The 15,732-nt window shown below is 55.6% G+C and carries 15 protein-coding genes; 7 read left to right on the plus strand and 8 right to left on the minus strand.

Annotation, left to right across the window (positions count from 1 at the left end; genetic code table 11):
• Entirely contained in the window at window positions 1-438 is a 438-nt protein-coding gene (locus tag EQV93_RS10505; protein ID WP_122784040.1) for a hypothetical protein, read from the minus strand.
• A 102-nt stretch (window positions 439-540) separates the two neighbouring features.
• Between EQV93_RS10505 and EQV93_RS10510 the strand changes: the two genes are divergently transcribed.
• Complete coding sequence (locus EQV93_RS10510) at window positions 541-999, plus strand: universal stress protein (protein WP_146383856.1); 459 nt, start codon at window positions 541-543, stop codon at window positions 997-999.
• Window positions 1,000-1,076: 77 nt separating this feature from the next.
• Here EQV93_RS10510 and EQV93_RS10515 read toward each other — a convergent pair whose 3' ends face one another.
• Window positions 1,077-2,993: an ATP-binding cassette domain-containing protein gene (locus EQV93_RS10515; protein ID WP_122784038.1), complete on the minus strand. Its 1,917-nt coding sequence runs from the start codon at window positions 2,991-2,993 to the stop codon at window positions 1,077-1,079.
• Between the two features lie 215 nt (window positions 2,994-3,208).
• Between EQV93_RS10515 and EQV93_RS10520 the strand changes: the two genes are divergently transcribed.
• Complete coding sequence (locus EQV93_RS10520; RefSeq protein WP_122784037.1) at window positions 3,209-5,137, plus strand: transglycosylase SLT domain-containing protein; 1,929 nt, start codon at window positions 3,209-3,211, stop codon at window positions 5,135-5,137.
• A 145-nt stretch (window positions 5,138-5,282) separates the two neighbouring features.
• On the opposite strand, the gene EQV93_RS10525 is transcribed toward EQV93_RS10520, so the two are convergent.
• From EQV93_RS10525 to moaB, 5 genes are all read right to left on the minus strand, one after another.
• Window positions 5,283-6,089: an MOSC domain-containing protein gene (locus EQV93_RS10525; RefSeq protein WP_240891518.1), complete on the minus strand. Its 807-nt coding sequence runs from the start codon at window positions 6,087-6,089 to the stop codon at window positions 5,283-5,285.
• Between the two features lie 79 nt (window positions 6,090-6,168).
• Window positions 6,169-7,104 (minus strand): chemotaxis protein CheV, encoded by a 936-nt coding sequence (locus EQV93_RS10530; RefSeq protein ID WP_122784035.1) that lies wholly within the window; start codon window positions 7,102-7,104, stop codon window positions 6,169-6,171.
• A gap of 23 nt (window positions 7,105-7,127) precedes the next feature.
• Window positions 7,128-8,066 (minus strand): lipid kinase YegS, encoded by a 939-nt coding sequence (yegS, locus tag EQV93_RS10535; protein ID WP_122784034.1) that lies wholly within the window; start codon window positions 8,064-8,066, stop codon window positions 7,128-7,130.
• A 97-nt stretch (window positions 8,067-8,163) separates the two neighbouring features.
• Complete coding sequence (locus EQV93_RS10540; protein WP_240891519.1) at window positions 8,164-9,351, minus strand: molybdopterin molybdotransferase MoeA; 1,188 nt, start codon at window positions 9,349-9,351, stop codon at window positions 8,164-8,166.
• A gap of 22 nt (window positions 9,352-9,373) precedes the next feature.
• Window positions 9,374-9,913, minus strand: a complete 540-nt coding sequence (gene moaB / locus EQV93_RS10545; protein ID WP_122784033.1) for a molybdenum cofactor biosynthesis protein B — start codon at window positions 9,911-9,913, stop codon at window positions 9,374-9,376.
• 79 nt (window positions 9,914-9,992) lie between these two features.
• Here moaB and mobA point away from each other — a divergent pair, with 79 nt between their 5' ends.
• Window positions 9,993-10,562 carry a molybdenum cofactor guanylyltransferase MobA gene (mobA, locus tag EQV93_RS10550; protein ID WP_240891520.1) on the plus strand — a complete coding sequence of 190 codons (570 nt, stop codon included), beginning with the start codon at window positions 9,993-9,995 and terminating at the stop codon, window positions 10,560-10,562.
• A gap of 104 nt (window positions 10,563-10,666) precedes the next feature.
• Window positions 10,667-10,888: a YgdI/YgdR family lipoprotein gene (locus EQV93_RS10555; RefSeq protein WP_122784031.1), complete on the plus strand. Its 222-nt coding sequence runs from the start codon at window positions 10,667-10,669 to the stop codon at window positions 10,886-10,888.
• A gap of 59 nt (window positions 10,889-10,947) precedes the next feature.
• Here EQV93_RS10555 and EQV93_RS10560 read toward each other — a convergent pair whose 3' ends face one another.
• Window positions 10,948-11,838, minus strand: a complete 891-nt coding sequence (locus tag EQV93_RS10560) for a pseudouridine synthase (RefSeq protein ID WP_240891521.1) — start codon at window positions 11,836-11,838, stop codon at window positions 10,948-10,950.
• A gap of 290 nt (window positions 11,839-12,128) precedes the next feature.
• Between EQV93_RS10560 and EQV93_RS10565 the strand changes: the two genes are divergently transcribed.
• The 3 genes from EQV93_RS10565 (at window position 12,129) to EQV93_RS10575 (ending at window position 15,656) form a co-directional block, all read left to right on the plus strand.
• Window positions 12,129-12,830, plus strand: a complete 702-nt coding sequence (locus EQV93_RS10565) for a PspA/IM30 family protein (RefSeq protein WP_240891522.1) — start codon at window positions 12,129-12,131, stop codon at window positions 12,828-12,830.
• A gap of 47 nt (window positions 12,831-12,877) precedes the next feature.
• Window positions 12,878-13,522 (plus strand): hypothetical protein, encoded by a 645-nt coding sequence (locus EQV93_RS10570; RefSeq protein ID WP_240891523.1) that lies wholly within the window; start codon window positions 12,878-12,880, stop codon window positions 13,520-13,522.
• Between the two features lie 85 nt (window positions 13,523-13,607).
• Window positions 13,608-15,656 carry a flotillin family protein gene (locus tag EQV93_RS10575; RefSeq protein WP_240891524.1) on the plus strand — a complete coding sequence of 683 codons (2,049 nt, stop codon included), beginning with the start codon at window positions 13,608-13,610 and terminating at the stop codon, window positions 15,654-15,656.
• The last annotated feature ends 76 nt before the right edge of the window (window positions 15,657-15,732 follow it).

Genomic DNA, 15,732 nt, shown 5'->3' on the forward strand with positions numbered 1-15,732 from the left:
TCAGGCTAATGCCTTGAGCACCTCGTCAATGGCCAGCAGCACTTCAGATTCGCCTTTCTCCCCCCAATACAACGCGATCATCTGCGAGGTGGCTTCGATTTTGTACACGCTAGCCGGCAACTTTTTGAACTGCGTTAACAAACGTTCATCCACGCACTCTTCACGCCACTGATTGACCCATATTCCCGGAGATGATTGCCAATAGCACCACTCATCTGGCTTAGTACTGCGCCGCGGTCGAAGAAACTGAGCACAGGAACCCGGCGGCTCAGGCTCGAGCCAATGAGGCCATTGCTGTTTGGCCAGCTGCATGGACAACCCCATGCGTCGAGCCTCCATGCGCAGCGCCATACGGCCGCTCTGACGGCGCGAAGGCCGCAACCAGGCCAGAGGACTCAAAACCAGCGCCAGGATTGACACCACTATCCATACCGTCATATCTGTACTCTTATTACCTGTTAAACGAATTTGCCGACATGAACCGTGCCCCTTCAAAAAGGGCCATACTCAAAACCATTGTCATCTAAAGGAGCGTTTCACATGCCTTCCACGCTAACGTCCTACAAGCATATTTTAGTCGCCGTCGACCTGACTGAAGAATGTGATCCGGTGATCTATCGCGCCAGCGCAAGTGCCGAGGCTAACGGCGCCAAGTTGTCTCTGATACACATCGTCGAGCCGATGGCGATGGCATTTGGGGGCGACGTGCCGATGGATCTGTCGCAATTGCAGCAACAACAGTTTGACCAGGCCAACGAGCGCCTTGAACGGCTGATCGATAAGTACTCACAACTTACCACCGCCAACTGCCATCTTAAATTTGGCCAGCCTCGGCAGGAAATTCACGCTTTCGCCATTAAAGAAAAATGCGACCTGATCGTCGTTGGCAGTCATGGCCGACACGGTCTCGCTCTGCTGCTGGGCTCTACGGCAAACGACGTATTGCATGGTGCACCGTGTGATGTCCTGGCGGTCAGCCTGAAAAAATCGGATGACTGACTTAGTCTGGATGTAACAACAAAAAAGCCCGGCCTTTTTGTAAAAGGCCGGGCTTTTTCAGTTCAGCAGACGGTCAATCAGGCATCCAGCTCAGCCCAACGCTCCACCAATTGCTCAAGCTCAGCTTGCAGTTTCTCAAGCTTGGCAATCACTTCAGCTGTTTGTGCTGCAGGACGCTGATAGAAGCCTGCGTCAGCCATTTCGGCTTCGACAGCAGCAATCGCCTGCTCTTTAGCATCAATCTCGCCTGGCAACGATTCCAGCTCACGCTGCAACTTGTAGCTTAATTTCTTTTTAGCGGCCGGGGCCGGCTGAGCAGCGGCTGGAGCCGGTGCTGCTGCCACGACCGCAGAGTTCAAGTCAGCTTTACCGGATTTGCTCTCGGTCACACCCAACAGACGCGGCGAACCACCCTGACGCAACCAGTCCTGATAACCGCCCACGTATTCACGCACCTTGCCTTCACCTTCGAAGACCAGGGTGCTGGTGACCACGTTGTCGAGGAATGCCCGGTCGTGACTGACCATCAGCACTGTGCCCTGGAAAGTCAGCAGGACTTCTTCAAGCAGCTCCAGCGTTTCAACGTCAAGGTCGTTGGTTGGCTCATCGAGTACCAACAAGTTGGCCGGTTTGCTGAACAGTTTGGCCAGCAACAAACGGGCGCGCTCACCACCCGACAGTGCCTTGACTGGCGTGCGAGCACGCTGAGGGCTGAACAGGAAGTCGCCCAGGTAGCTGAGGACATGGCGGCTCTGGCCGTCGATATCAATAAAATCACGGCCTTCGGCCACGTTATCGATAACCGTTTTTTCCAGATCCAACTGATGACGCAATTGGTCGAAGTACGCCACGTCAATGCGTGTGCCCTCCTCCACTTTGCCTTCAGTCGGTTGCAGGCCACCGAGCATCAACTTCAACAGCGTGGTCTTGCCGGTACCGTTGGCACCCAGCAGACCAATACGGTCGCCACGCTGCAACACCATCGAGAAGTCCTTGATCAGGAACGGACCGCCCGGATGCGCGAAGCTTACGTTTTCAAGCACCATCACTTGCTTGCCCGACTTGTCAGCCGTGTCCAGCAGGATATTGGCTTTGCCGGTACGCTCGCGACGCTCGCTGCGCTCAACACGCAGCGCTTTCAAGGCACGCACGCGGCCTTCGTTACGGGTACGACGGGCCTTGATGCCCTGACGGATCCACACTTCTTCCTGAGCCAGACGCTTGTCGAACAAGGCGTTGGCGGTCTCTTCGGCCGCCAACGTGGCTTCTTTGTGCACCAGGAAACTGGCGTAGTCGCCGTTCCAGTCGATCAGGCCGCCGCGGTCCAGCTCCAGAATCCGGGTCGCCAGGTTCTGCAAGAAGGAACGGTCGTGGGTGATAAACAGAACAGCGCCCTGGAAATCTTTAAGCGCTTCTTCAAGCCAGGCAATCGCACCGATGTCCAAATGGTTGGTCGGTTCGTCGAGCAGCAGCAGATCTGGCTCAGAAACCAGTGCTTGCGCCAGCAGGACGCGTCGACGCCAGCCGCCAGACAATTCAGCCAGGGTTTTATCAGCAGGCAACTGCAGACGGCTCAGGGTGCTGTCGACCAATTGCTGCAAGCGCCAGCCATCACGGGCTTCGAGGTCTTGCTGGACGTGCATCAATTTGTCCAGGTCGGCATCGGTCACGATGTTCTGGCTCAGGTGGTGGTACTGAGCCAAGAGCTCACCCACACCGTCCAGACCTTCGGCAACCACATCGAATACTGTCCGCTCGTCGGCTACCGGCAACTCTTGCGGCAACTCGCCTATTTTGAGGCCGGGTGCGCGCCAGACAGAGCCGTCATCGGGTTTTTGATCACCTTTTACCAGCTTCATCATGCTGGATTTGCCGGTGCCGTTGCGGCCGATGATGCACACCCGCTCTCCACGGGCGATCTGCCAGGACACCTTGTCCAACAACGGCGTAGAGCCGAAAGCAAGGGACACATCGCTGAATTTGAGCAGGGTCATGATCTTCTCCGAAAACTGGGCGCGCATTCTACCTGATTTGAGCCCTTTGGCGGCCGGGTATTTCGTCGACGGTGCTCTTCTCCCTCCATTTAGTGCCAACTTGCACCGCATGGCCGCCAATGCTTTCACGGCGCGCTGGCAAAAGGCTAAGCTACGGCACAATCAGTGCAGGCCGGGTCTGCACTTGTCGCGTTTTCTATTTGTACGGAAGCCCCATGCGCAGTCGCCTTTTCAACTTTTTATCCTGCCTGCTTCTCACCACCTGCGCCGTGCAATCCGCCCATGCCGCAGACCTTACCCAACAACGTCAACTGTATGACGAAGCCAAACGAGCATTAGCCAAAGGTGACTCTGGCCCCTACTTTCAGAATGCCGCCGCCCTTCGTTCGTATCCACTGACGCCTTACCTGGCCTACGACGAACTGACCGCGCGCCTAAAATCGGCCGACAATGCTGAAATAGAGCAGTTTCTGGCCGAGCATGGTGACTTGCCACAAGCCAACTGGATGAAACTGCGCTGGTTGCGCTGGCTGGCAGACCGTGGCGACTGGGCGACTTTCGCCAAGTACTACGATCCCAAGCTTAATTTCACAGAGCTGGACTGCCTGAACGGTCAATATGAGTTGCAGCACAACCGCAAGGCTGAGGGCTACGCCAGTGCCGAAAAACTCTGGCTGGTGGGCAAGGCGCAACCTGCCGCGTGTGATGCTCTGTTTAGCCAGTGGGCCGCGGAAGGTCAATTGACTGAACAGAAGCGCTGGCAGCGCGTCAAGCTGGCAGCGGAGGCGCGTAATTACGGCTTGGCCACTTCGCTGGCCAACGGCCTTACCAGCCTCGGCCCACAGGCCAAGCTGATGATTGACGTGGCACAAAAGCCCGACATGCTCAGCCAGCCCTCACGCTTCGCCCCGGCCAGCGAGGCCATGTCTGATGCCGTGGGTCTGGGCTTGCGCCGCCTGGCACGCCAAGACCCGGAAAAAGCCGCCTCACTGCTCGACACTTACGCCACCAACATGCATTTTTCACGTGACGAAAAAGTCGCGATTGCCCGTGAAATAGGTCTGACGTTCGCCCGCCGCTATGACAGCCGCGGCCTGGATATCATGACCAAGTACGACCCTGAGCTGCGCGACAACACCGTCACCGAATGGCGTCTGCGCCTGTTGCTGCGCCTTGCGCGTTGGCAAGATGCTTACCAGTTAACGCAAAAGCTGCCGCAGGATCTGGCCAGCACCAACCGCTGGCGCTATTGGCAGGCCCGCAGCCTTGAGCTGGCCGAGCCAAAAAACCCGCAGTCACTCGCACTGTTCAAAAATGTCGCCAAGGAGCGTGATTTTTACGGATTCCTGGCCGCAGATCGCGCCCAGACGCCTTATCAGCTAAACAACAAACCGCTGGTACTCAGCCCGCAGCTCATCAATAAAGTGCGCAACACCCCGGGCGTTCAGCGGGCACTGGAGTTTCATGATCGCGGCCAGATCGTCGACGGGCGGCGAGAATGGTATTACGTCAGTCGCCACTTCAACCGCGATGAAATGGTCGCGCAGGCCAAACTGGCCTATGACCTGAAATGGTACTTCCCGGCGATTCGCACCATCAGCCAGGCGCAGTATTGGGACGACCTGGATATACGCTTCCCGATGGCTCACCGCGACACCTTGGTGCGAGAGTCCAAAGTTAGGGGCCTTCACTCCAGCTGGGTGTTTGCCATTACCCGACAGGAAAGTGCGTTTATGGATGACGCACGTTCTGGCGTGGGTGCAAGCGGCTTGATGCAATTGATGCCAGCCACCGCCAAAGAGACCGCGAGAAAATTCAATATTCCGCTGGCCTCCCCGCAGCAGGTGCTTAACCCGGATAAAAACATTCAGCTGGGCGCTGCCTATCTGAGCCAGGTACATGGCCAGTTCAACGGCAACAGGGTGCTGGCTTCGGCCGCCTATAACGCAGGCCCCGGCCGTGTTCGCCAGTGGCTCAAAGGTGCGAACCATTTGGGTTTCGATGTGTGGATTGAAAGCATCCCGTTCGATGAGACCCGCCAATACGTGCAGAACGTGCTGTCATATTCGGTGATCTACGGGCAGAAGCTCAATATCCCGCAGCCACTGGTTGATTGGCATGAACGCTTTTTCGACGATCAATAACCGCTATTGACCGTAGTTGCTGACAACGGCCGCTTTCGAGCACGAAGCGGTCGAAAAAGGCGACACCTCGGAATTTGAGGCTCTACTACGGCTTTGCCGCCCATCGCAGCCTTCGTTCCCTGTCAGCGACTACAGGTCTCACCCGCTACTCCAGTACTGTCACTGGCATTCCAACTTCCAGTACACCATTGCTGTCATTGACCAGGTTCTGGCCAAACATCGTGCCGCCTTCTTGCTTGCGATAGGACATCAGGGTCGTCAGCGGTTCACGATGTTCATCACGTACGCCGGTTTGAGGATCAATGGTGGTAAGAATGCAGCGCGAGCAGGGTTTGACGACTCGAAACTCGACATCACCAATGCGGATCCGCTTCCAGCCATCCTCCGCGAACGCCTCACTGCCCTCAATGACCAGATTTGGCCTGAACCGCAACATCTCCAGCGGCCGGCCCACTCTGCTCGTAATATCATCCAGCGACGCCTGACCAATCAGCAAAAGCGGGTAGCCATCGGCAAACGCCACCTTGTCATCGTCTCGCCCATAACCTGCTTCAGTCATGCGGGCACGCTGAAGAGGTACATGCACCAACCGCACCGGCTTATTGATAAAACGACTCAGCCAGTCGGCAGCCGCATCTCCCGCGTCGGGCACGCGTAAGGTATCGCGCCATATCGTAACGCCGCGCAGGTCGTTTTCCGGTTCCGGCACTTGGACATCAAGGGCTTCAAACCCTTGCGCGCTCAAGGTCAAGCCGCCAGCAGCATTCCATAAAGCCGACAGTTGGCTCATCTGCGGGTCGGACCGCTGAGTCAGAAAACGCCCGCTCGCCTCATCCACCAACATCCAGCGTCGATCCCCGACCACACCTAATTTGTCGAGAGCGGCTTGCGGCAGGTGCTCCCCTTTCGCAGATTTCAGCGGATAACGGTAAAGCGCGCTTAGACGCAGCATGAGTCGGCTTCCTGCGGAGTTAAAACCGCCAGATTATAGGAGCCTTACTGCGATGCAAAGATCAGGCAAATGCCGCACGTCATGCCGGCACTTGATCGCGCACCAAGCGCTGGCGCACGACATCAACCAATTTATCCGGCTGAAATTTGGACAGGAAATTGTCACAGCCGACTTTCTTCACCATCGACTCGTTGAAACTCCCGGACAGCGAGGTGTGCAGCACCACATACAGTTCACGCAGGCGCGGGTCATTGCGTATCTCAGTGGTCAAGCGATAACCATCCATCTCAGGCATTTCGGCATCAGTGAAGATCATCAGCAACTTGTCGGTCATGACGTGACCGCCATCCGCCCAAGCCTTGAGCATGTTCAACGCCTTGAGCCCGTCACTGGCAACATGCATTTTGACGCCCAGTTGTGAGAGGGTTTCACGCAATTGCGCCAGCGCAACGCTGGAGTCATCGACCAACAGCACTTCACGGCCACGAGCCTGTTCCAGAACCGGATCCTCGAGCTTATCGCGTGAGACTTTGGCGTTGTACGGCACGATTTCAGCCAGCACTTTCTCCACGTCGATTATTTCGACCAAATGCTCATCAACCTTGGTAATCGCGGTCAGGTAATGACGGCGTCCGGCACTGCCGGGCGGGGGCAGAATGGCTTCCCAATTCATATTGATAATCCGGTCGACGCCCCCTACCAGAAATGCCTGAACAGAGCGGTTGTACTCCGTCACGATAATTGTGCTGTCAGGCCCCGGCACCAATGGCCGCATACCAATTGCCTGAGAAAGATCAATCACGGGCAGGGTTTTGCCCCGCAAATTGACCACCCCGCAGACATGCGGATGACGATGAGGCATCAGGGTCAATTGGGGCAGCTGCAAGACCTCTTGCACCTTGAACACGTTGATGGCAAACAACTGGCGACCGGCCAGACGAAACATAAGAAGTTCCAGTCGGTTTTCACCGACCAGCTGTGTTCGCTGGTCTACCGTGTCGAGAATGCCGGCCATAGATAACTCCTGAACGTGGGGACTTAATGCTCAGGGTTATCGGCTGGCGCGCAGATAGCTTTATGGCTTGACTGACTCAACACGGGCGAATCGTGAGGCAAATGGATGTTCAGCGCGCCCTTGCGCACAGAAAAACGCAGGGAGTCGCCTTCCATGGGCTCACCATCAAGGTTAATGGACAAGCCTTCGCTGGTCTTGATCTCAACCCAGGGCAATCGCTTGCGGACAAACAGGTTATCCAGGCCCCAGCCACCCGCCATCAAGTTCTTCAGTGTGCCGACCACTTCCTGGGGCGCGGGCAAGATGCTGATATCGAGCAAGCCATCGTCCGCCAGAGCATCAGGGCATAACGCTTGGCCTCCGCCGGCCTGTCGGCCATTGCCGATCCCCAGGGCCAGCAAGTCGCCTTTCCAGTGAAAGTCCGGCCCTACCAATTCAGCGTAAGCGGCATGCAACTCACTGAAACGAGACAATCCGGTAAATAAATACGCCGCACCGCCCAAGACTTTCTTCAGGTCTTCCGAGGTGTTGGCAGTAACCTGGCTGCCAAAGCCGCCCGTTGCCATATTTAAAAAGACCTGGCCATCCACCTCGCCCAGATCAATGGCATGGGCAGGGGCGTCAAGCAGCGCCAAGGCCTCGTCAGGCGCCAGCGGAACCCCGGCGGCCCGCGCAAAATCATTGGCAGTCCCCAACGGCAATAACACCAGGCTAGCCTCAGTGCCGGCCTGCGCCATGGCTTCGCAGACATCACGCAATGTGCCATCACCGCCACCGGCAATCACGCGGGTATAGCCGGCATCTAATGCTTCATGCACTAGACGCTGGGCATCCCCGCCTTCCCATGTCAGCCGTACTGCCAGCTCCCAGCCTTGCGCACGGCGCTGCTCAACCGCAGCCCGTACGTCTTCGTTGAGCGCCTGTTTACCGTGCAAAATCAAAAAAGCCTTTGCCGCACTCATGCTTATCCCTCAACAAAATCGGTCAGGCTTTTGGACAACAGCCAAATCGAAAAGACCCAACCAATCCGAGTTATTTATCGATTGGACAGGGATAGATTCATCCCAGAACTTCACTTAAAGGAATAAACCCGACCCAATCGCCTTCAGACAGCGTGCGGTCTTCCAACACTTCCACCAGCCCTTCAGCCCACGCAGCGCTGCGCAACACGCCGGAGCTCTGATTTTTGTAGATCACGGCGCGTCCTTGCTCCAAACGACCGCGCAGGTATTCGCGACGGTTACCCGGTTTAGCCCAGACGAAACCGGCGGGAACCTGAAACTTCAAAGGTTCGACCGCTTGTACGCCCTGTCGACGCAGCAGATAGGGCCGTGCCAACAGGGCAAAAGTCACGAGGGTTGACGCCGGATTCCCAGGCAAACCTATGACAGGCACGCCGCGAAAATACCCGCATGTCAGCGGCTTTCCGGGTTTGATGGCCAGTTTCCAGAGGGCCAGTTCACCTTCTTCGCGCAGGGCAATACCGAGGAAGTCTGCCTCGCCCACTGATACCCCGCCCGTAGACAAAATCAGGTCCACTGCGCCCAACTCCGTCAAACGTTGACGGGTGGCCGGCAAGTCATCAGGCAAGATTCCCGCATCCACCACCTCACAGCCTAAACGCGTGAGCCAACTGCACAGCAACACGCGATTGCTGTTGTAGATTTGCCCCGGCCCCAAGGGTTGGCCCGGCTCGACCAGCTCATCGCCAGTCGACAGCACCGCCACTTTTACCCGACGAATGACCTCCAGTGTGGCGCAACCCAACGAGGCCGCCAGCCCCTGTTCGATCGGCCCTATACGCGTGCCGGCTGGCAGTACGATTTCTCCCACCGTGGTTTCCTGCCCTTGAGGACGAATGTTCTGACCCAACTGTAAAGGCTCGGCGAACACAATCCGGCCATCGGCCTGCACATGAGCGTTTTCTTGCATTTCGACACAGTTAGCTCCCGCAGGTACGGGAGCCCCGGTGAAGATCCGGGCACAGGTACCTGGCACCAATGGCGTCGGAGCCTGACCTGCGAAAATACGCTGGCTGACCGGCAGCGGCTCCCCCGTCCACTCCGCAAAATCAAGCGCATAACCGTCCATTGCACTGTTGGGCCACGGCGGCAAATCCAATGTCGACACCAGATCGTTGGCCAATACCCGGCCTTCGCTCGCGGCTATCGTCACCGACTCGCGTTCGCGGACAGGGGTCGCGTCGGCCAACGCCAACAACCGCGCAAGAGCTTCTTCAACGGGCATCAAGGGGCCAGTATGGCCCGGCTTACCCACGGCTTTCGCAAGCCGGTGCCTGCTTCAAATGCGCGACAAAATTGCAGGGCCGGTGACGCGAATCCAGTTGTTCAGCCAAAATGCCGTCCCAGCCTGTGCGTACAGCATTGGTGGAGCCCGGCAGGCAACACACCAGCGTCCCGTTAGCCAAGCCGGCCAATGCCCGCGACTGTACGGTCGAGGTGCCAATATCGGCCACCGAGATCTGGCGGAACAGCTCACCAAAGCCGTCGACTTGTTTGTCCAGCAGGCAGCTCACGGCTTCCGGTGTGCTGTCACGGGCCGTAAAGCCGGTACCACCGGTAATCAACACCACTTGGACTTCATCGTCGGCAATCCAGGTCGCGACTTGAGCACGGATTTTGTAGAGATCATCCTTGAGCAATACTCGCGCAGACAAGCGATGCCCCGCCTCACTCAGACGATCAACAAACACCTGACCCGAGGTGTCGGTTTCAAGAGTACGAGTGTCACTGACGGTAAGAACTGCAATATTTAAAGGTACGAAAGGTGTATCAACCTTGGCTTTCATAGACGAGGTCCAGTTGTAGGAGAAACAGCCCAGTGTTATATCACAGCGCTAATTTTGCCTGGATGCGCGGAGGCCACCCATGAGTCAGTTTGAATGTTCCATATTGCTGCTGGCAGGTGGTCGCGGCCAGCGCATGGGCGGGCAGGACAAAGGGTTGGTGCTATGGCGAGGGCAGCCACTGATTGCTTATGCCCAACGTGCGGCCCGGCCATTGACCGATGACTTGATCATTTCGTGCAATCGCAATCATGAACAATACGCAGGCTATGCCGACCAGTTGGTCAGTGATGGCAATCAGGACTTTGACGGGCCGCTGGCAGGCATCCGGGCCGGTTTGGCTGTAGCTCGGCATTCGCACTTGCTGGTATTGCCCTGCGATGTCCCTCATGTAGACGCCTCGCTGTTGCGTGCCTTGCTGCAAGTGGCTCTTGAGCACCCAGAACAACCGGCAATGGTGCGTCATGGTGAACACTGGGAGCCGTTGTTCTGCGTCATTCCCAAGGCGCTGGCAGCAGATTTTGAACAGGCCTGGCGGGCAGGAGAGCGCAGCCCGCGCAAAATCATGCTCCAGCTCAATGCCCGAGCCTTGCAATGCGCAGACAATGACCCTCGACTGACCAATTTCAATACACCGGACTTGCTCGGTTAACAGCGCACCCAGAACTTGTCCCACTAGCCAAGGAACTTGCAGGCGATGTATACGTCTCAAGGACAGATAATCTTTAAAGCACTTTCATTCGTTGGAGATACACCATGACTCATCGTTCGCTCGCCGCCCTTATGCTCGCTGCTGGTCTGGCCGCCCTTGCTGGCTGCGCTTCGCCAACCGTGATCACGCTCAACGACGGTCGTGAAATCCAGGCGGTGGATACACCTAAGTTCGATGAGGATTCCGGCTTCTACCAGTTCAAACAATTGGACGGAAAAGAAACCCGCATCAACAAAGACCAGATTCGTACCGTTAAAGAGCTGTAAGTTTCAGACCCCTCAATACAACCCGCCTTGCGCGGGTTGTATTGCTTAAGGCCTGCCATCTACCAATCCAGATGAATACGGCTTTCAAAGCAGCGCTCTTGCCCTGTCAGCGGATCGGCAAAGCGTAGACTCTGCGCCAGCAGCTTTAGCGGGTTGGCATAGTCATCCAGAGCGTCATTGAGTACCTCGGGGTAGAACGGATCGTTGCATATCCCTGCGCCCAACGCCGCCATATGTACACGCAACTGATGCTTTTTGCCGGTCACCGGGTAGAGCGCATAACGCCACAAATCGCCGTTTTTCTCACACACATCCACTAGCGTCTCAGTATTACTGACGCCCTCGCCTTCACGCATGCGGAAAAAAGGCTCGCCCTCAACCAGTCGACTTTTATGCACCCGCGGCAGTTCAAGATCCGGTAAAGCCCTGGCAATTGCCTCGTAGCGCTTCTCAATCTTTCGCGTAGGAAATAACGACTGATACGCCGAACGACTGTCCGGGTTAGCGGAAAACAACACCAGCCCGGCGGTATGCCGATCGATGCGGTGCAGCGGCACCAGATGCGGGTTATCCAGCGTGCGGATCAAACGGCGCAACAACGTCTGCTCAACGTATTCACCGGCTGGGGTCACGGGCAAAAAGTGCGGTTTGTCAGCCACCACCAGATGTTCATCGGCATACAAAATTGCTTCCTGAACCGGAATGGGCGTTTCGTTAGGCACTTCACGAAAGTAGTGAATGCGCAGGCCTTCCTTATATGCCAGGAACGGGCTTATCGGTGCACCGCTGGCATCAAGCACCCGACCACGGGCAATACGGTCAAGCCACTGTTCACGGCTGATGGCACGAAAGTGCTCGCACAAACAGTCGAGCACCGTCGGCCATGTTCCGGGTGGCAGGTACAAGGTGCTGGCTTGATGCTCGGCGGGGTTGAAAGGCGGGTTCAACATAGACAACTCAAGGCGGTTAAGGCGAGCGAGGGATTATCGCGCAGCGTGCTGAGCCGCGCCTAGCGATTAATAAACAGAACCGATAAGTACCTAGACGACAAGCTTTAAAGAACGAGCCTACATACAAGTTATGTGCAGGAACGATTATATCCACCGCCAAGAATTCATTAACTGAAAGCTCGTATTGCGACCCGTTTGCAGGCGCTTGTGTCGAAACAAGCCGTCACCCCCTGATCACCCGTTAATCATGCAATGACATTCGGGTGCCTCCCATTGAAAGGAAACTCATGATGAACGTCTGGAGCAAATTACTGACGGCGCTGCGTGGCGGCGCTAACGAAGTAGGCGAGGCACTCGTGGATGGTCAGGCGCTGCGCATTCTAGAACAAGAAATTCGAGATGCCGACACTCAACTGCACAAGTCAAAAGAAGCATTGGCTCAAATCATGGCCAAACACATGCTCGCCACTGAGCGGGAAAAAAACAGCACCGCCAAAATTGAGGAGCTTGAACACTACACGCTCAAAGCCTTGGCATCCGGTGATGAAACGCTGGCAACAGAGCTGGCTGAGAAGATTGCGTCCCTTGAAATACGGATGCCTGAAACCCAGGCACAAACAGCCAGCCTTGGCAGCAGCGCTGCCCAGCTTCGCAAAGCCATCACCATGGCTCAAGACCGCTTACAGACCCTCAAACAGCAAATGGATAGCGTAAAAACCACTGAAAGCGTGCAGACGGCTCAATTGGCCGTTACTCAAAGCTGTGGAGCCCCTAAAGCCAGCCTGCAAGCCGCGGCGCAGTCATTGGACCGGATAAAGCTTAAACAAGCTGAGCTGGGTGCCAAAATCGAAGCTACAGACCAACTGGCTGAATTGAGCGATCCCGACGCAGCCCTTGAAAACAAACTTATGGCGGCCGGTATCGTGCCTAGCAAACCCAGCGCCGTTAGTGTGTTAACCCGACTACGAGCACGACCCCATCCCGAGGCGTAATCAGCGGTCAACCCTCCCATTTTTCAGTGCTTGACCTGGATGCATACATGTCACTTTTTCTGCAAACAGCTCTGTCATTTCCCGTTGTGCTGTTCAGCTTTTTGCTGTGCCTGGCAATCGTTTACTGGCTCAGTGTGGCAATGGGAGTACTTGAAGTTGACCTACTGGATATTGATGTGAACTCAGCCTTTGAAGCCGAAGTCGGGCCACCCGAAGGCTTGGCTGGGTTGTTTAATAAGTGGGGGCTTAATGGCATTCCTCTAACCCTGATTTTGACCCTGCTGTTTTTCTTCGCCTGGCTTGTTAGCTACTACGCCGAACTCGTTCTGTTGAGCGCTCTACCATTAGGTCTGCTGCGCTATCCGGTTGGGCTTCTCGTTGCGAGTGCCAGCGTGCTGATTTCGGTTCCCGTAATCGCATTGCTGATTCGCACATTGCGTCCACTCTTTCGCAAGGTGGGGCCTACCACCCACAGGTCACTGTTGGGCCAATGCGTGAAAGTGCGCACTGCCAAGGTAACGGCCGCTTTCGGTGAAGCCACGCTGGAAGATGGCGGTGCAGGCTTGATCCTGCATATAAGAGCTGATGAGGCCCTTGGCTTCAAACGTGGGGACTTACTTGTCTTGATCGAATATATGGAAAATCAAAATGCTTATCGGGTGGTATCCGAACAGGCATTCAAGGGGCTGTAAACGCCGCCCGCCAACGCCACAAAACAACAACTGAAAGCAGTAATCCAGCAAACCCAATCCGTACTTTAACAAGGAATAACAATACATGAACGTTGCGATGTTAATGCCTTTCCTGATAGGCATTGGGCTAGTTGTTCTGATGATTATCGGCTTCTTCGCTTTGTTCAAAGCTTTCTATATCAAAGTTGCGCAAGGTACGGCACTGATCGTTAATGACATGTCGCCCACACCCAAAGTGCACTTTACGGGCGCACTGGTTTATCCGGTGATCTATAAAAAAGAGTTCATGAAGATCTCGTTAATAACGCTTGAAATTGACCGCCGCAGTAAAGACGGTCTGATCTGCCGGGACAACCTGCGCGCCGACATCACTATCGCGTTTTATCTGCGCGTCAACGAGACCACTGCCGACGTCCTAAAGGTCGCCAAAGCGATAGGGGCCGAACGCGCCTCAGACCGCACGGCAGTCAACGAGTTATTTAATGCAAAGTTCTCCGAAGCGCTCAAAACAGCCGGTAAACAGTTCGACTTCGTACAGCTTTTTGAAGAAAGACAGAATTTCCGCGATCGTATCCTTGAAGTCATAGGCAACGACTTGAACGGCTACGTGCTGGAGGACGTTGCCATTGATTACCTGGAGCAAACGCCTAAAAACTCACTCGACCCTAGCAATATTCTGGACGCACAGGGCATACGCAAAATTACCGAGCTGACGGCCCAGCAAAACATCATCACCAACGAATTTGAGCGTAACGAAGAACTCGCCATCAAAAAGAAGAACGTCGAAACACGCGAAGCCACACTGGCCCTGGAGCGCCAGCAAGCCGACGCCGAAGCAAGACAATCACGCGAAATCGATACCCTGCGCGCTCGCGAAGAAGCGGAGACGGACAAGGTTCAGGAAGAGGAACGTCTAAAATCTGAAAGCGCTCGAATCCAGACTCAGCAGGAGCTGGATATTCGTGCTGAAAACCATCTTCGCGAAGTTGAAGTGGCTCAGCAAAACCGTCAGCGTGCTGTGGTCATAGAAGTCGAAAAAGTGACCCGCGCCAAAGATCTGGAGATCGTCGCACGGGAGCGTGAAGTTGAGCTTCAGCGTATCGATATGGAGAAAGCGCTTGAGGTCGAACGAAAAAACATTGCCTCTGTGATTCGCGAAAGGGTCGCCGTTGAGAAAACCGTGGCCCAGGAAGAAGAGCGCATTAAGGAGGTGCGCGAAGTGTCTGAAGCGGAGCGTGGCAAACAAGTGGTGGTACTGCATGCCCAGGCTGAAGCGCAAGAGTCGCTGGTTCGCAGGGTCAAGCAAGCTGAAATCGATGAAACCTGCTCAAGACACAAAGCCATCGAAATTAACAACTTGGCCCAGGCTGAACTGGAGGCCGCTGGTAAACAGGCCGAAGCCAAGAAAAAAATCGCCGAAGGTCTATCCGCAGAGCGAGCAGCCCCAGGCTTTGCAGATGCCAGAGTGCTTGAGGTGACAGTTGCGGCCAAGGAAAAGGAAGGCCTGGCCGAGGCGCGTGTGCATGCAGAGCGATTACTGGCTGAAGCGAAAGGCGAAGAAGAGAAAGGCTTGGCCCAAGCACGTGTTCAGCAAGCCCAAGCCAGCGCCAAAGAGAAAAGTGGTTTGATAGAAGCCCGGATTCTCGAAGAAATGCTCAGTGCCCAGGCACGCGGTGAAGAACAACTTGGCAGTGCCAAAGCCAAGGCAACCCAAGACCTGGGAATCGCTGAAGCACATATCCTTCTGCAACGCCTGAGCGCAGAAGCTGAAGGCCTGAGCAAAAAATTCAGCGCTCTCGAAGCACTCGGTGAGAATGCCCGGCAGCACGAAGAGTTTCGCATGCAGCTGGAAAAAAGCTTTGAGGAAAGCATGGCGACTATTGCAGCCAACAAAGACATCGCCAAAGACCAGGCACAGGTTTTGGCTGCTGCCATGTCCAAGGCAAAAATCGATATCGTTGGCGGCGATGGCGACTTTTTCAATACCTTTGCCAAGTCCCTGTCTGTGGGCAAGGCCATCGAAGGTGTCGTCGGCAAGAGTCCAGTCATTCAGGATCTTCTAGCACGAGTGCTGACTCCTCAGAACGCCGTCGAAAAAAAGCCCGCCGCGGTTACGGCCAACAACGATAACTGAGGTTTGACTCACCGGTTTTCTCTCTGAAAACCGGCGCTTTTGCTGCATGCCGAAGGAGGCTACCTCCTACATCGAA

The organism is Pseudomonas sp. TMW22091, assembly GCF_022496705.1.
Lineage (GTDB): Bacteria > Pseudomonadota > Gammaproteobacteria > Pseudomonadales > Pseudomonadaceae > Aquipseudomonas > Aquipseudomonas saxonica.

Bases quoted from the DNA above. Each gene is read 5' to 3' on its own strand.
- EQV93_RS10505 (WP_122784040.1), bottom strand. From the start codon at position 438: ATGACGGTATGGATAGTGGTGTCAATCCTGGCGCTGGTTTTGAGTCCT.
- EQV93_RS10510 (WP_146383856.1), top strand. From the start codon at position 541: ATGCCTTCCACGCTAACGTCCTACAAGCATATTTTAGTCGCCGTCGAC.
- EQV93_RS10515 (WP_122784038.1), bottom strand. From the start codon at position 2,993: ATGACCCTGCTCAAATTCAGCGATGTGTCCCTTGCTTTCGGCTCTACG.
- EQV93_RS10520 (WP_122784037.1), top strand. From the start codon at position 3,209: ATGCGCAGTCGCCTTTTCAACTTTTTATCCTGCCTGCTTCTCACCACC.
- EQV93_RS10525 (WP_240891518.1), bottom strand. From the start codon at position 6,089: ATGCTGCGTCTAAGCGCGCTTTACCGTTATCCGCTGAAATCTGCGAAA.
- EQV93_RS10530 (WP_122784035.1), bottom strand. From the start codon at position 7,104: ATGGCCGGCATTCTCGACACGGTAGACCAGCGAACACAGCTGGTCGGT.
- yegS (WP_122784034.1), bottom strand. From the start codon at position 8,066: ATGAGTGCGGCAAAGGCTTTTTTGATTTTGCACGGTAAACAGGCGCTC.
- EQV93_RS10540 (WP_240891519.1), bottom strand. From the start codon at position 9,351: ATGCCCGTTGAAGAAGCTCTTGCGCGGTTGTTGGCGTTGGCCGACGCG.
- moaB (WP_122784033.1), bottom strand. From the start codon at position 9,913: ATGAAAGCCAAGGTTGATACACCTTTCGTACCTTTAAATATTGCAGTT.
- mobA (WP_240891520.1), top strand. From the start codon at position 9,993: ATGAGTCAGTTTGAATGTTCCATATTGCTGCTGGCAGGTGGTCGCGGC.
- EQV93_RS10555 (WP_122784031.1), top strand. From the start codon at position 10,667: ATGACTCATCGTTCGCTCGCCGCCCTTATGCTCGCTGCTGGTCTGGCC.
- EQV93_RS10560 (WP_240891521.1), bottom strand. From the start codon at position 11,838: ATGTTGAACCCGCCTTTCAACCCCGCCGAGCATCAAGCCAGCACCTTG.
- EQV93_RS10565 (WP_240891522.1), top strand. From the start codon at position 12,129: ATGAACGTCTGGAGCAAATTACTGACGGCGCTGCGTGGCGGCGCTAAC.
- EQV93_RS10570 (WP_240891523.1), top strand. From the start codon at position 12,878: ATGTCACTTTTTCTGCAAACAGCTCTGTCATTTCCCGTTGTGCTGTTC.
- EQV93_RS10575 (WP_240891524.1), top strand. From the start codon at position 13,608: ATGAACGTTGCGATGTTAATGCCTTTCCTGATAGGCATTGGGCTAGTT.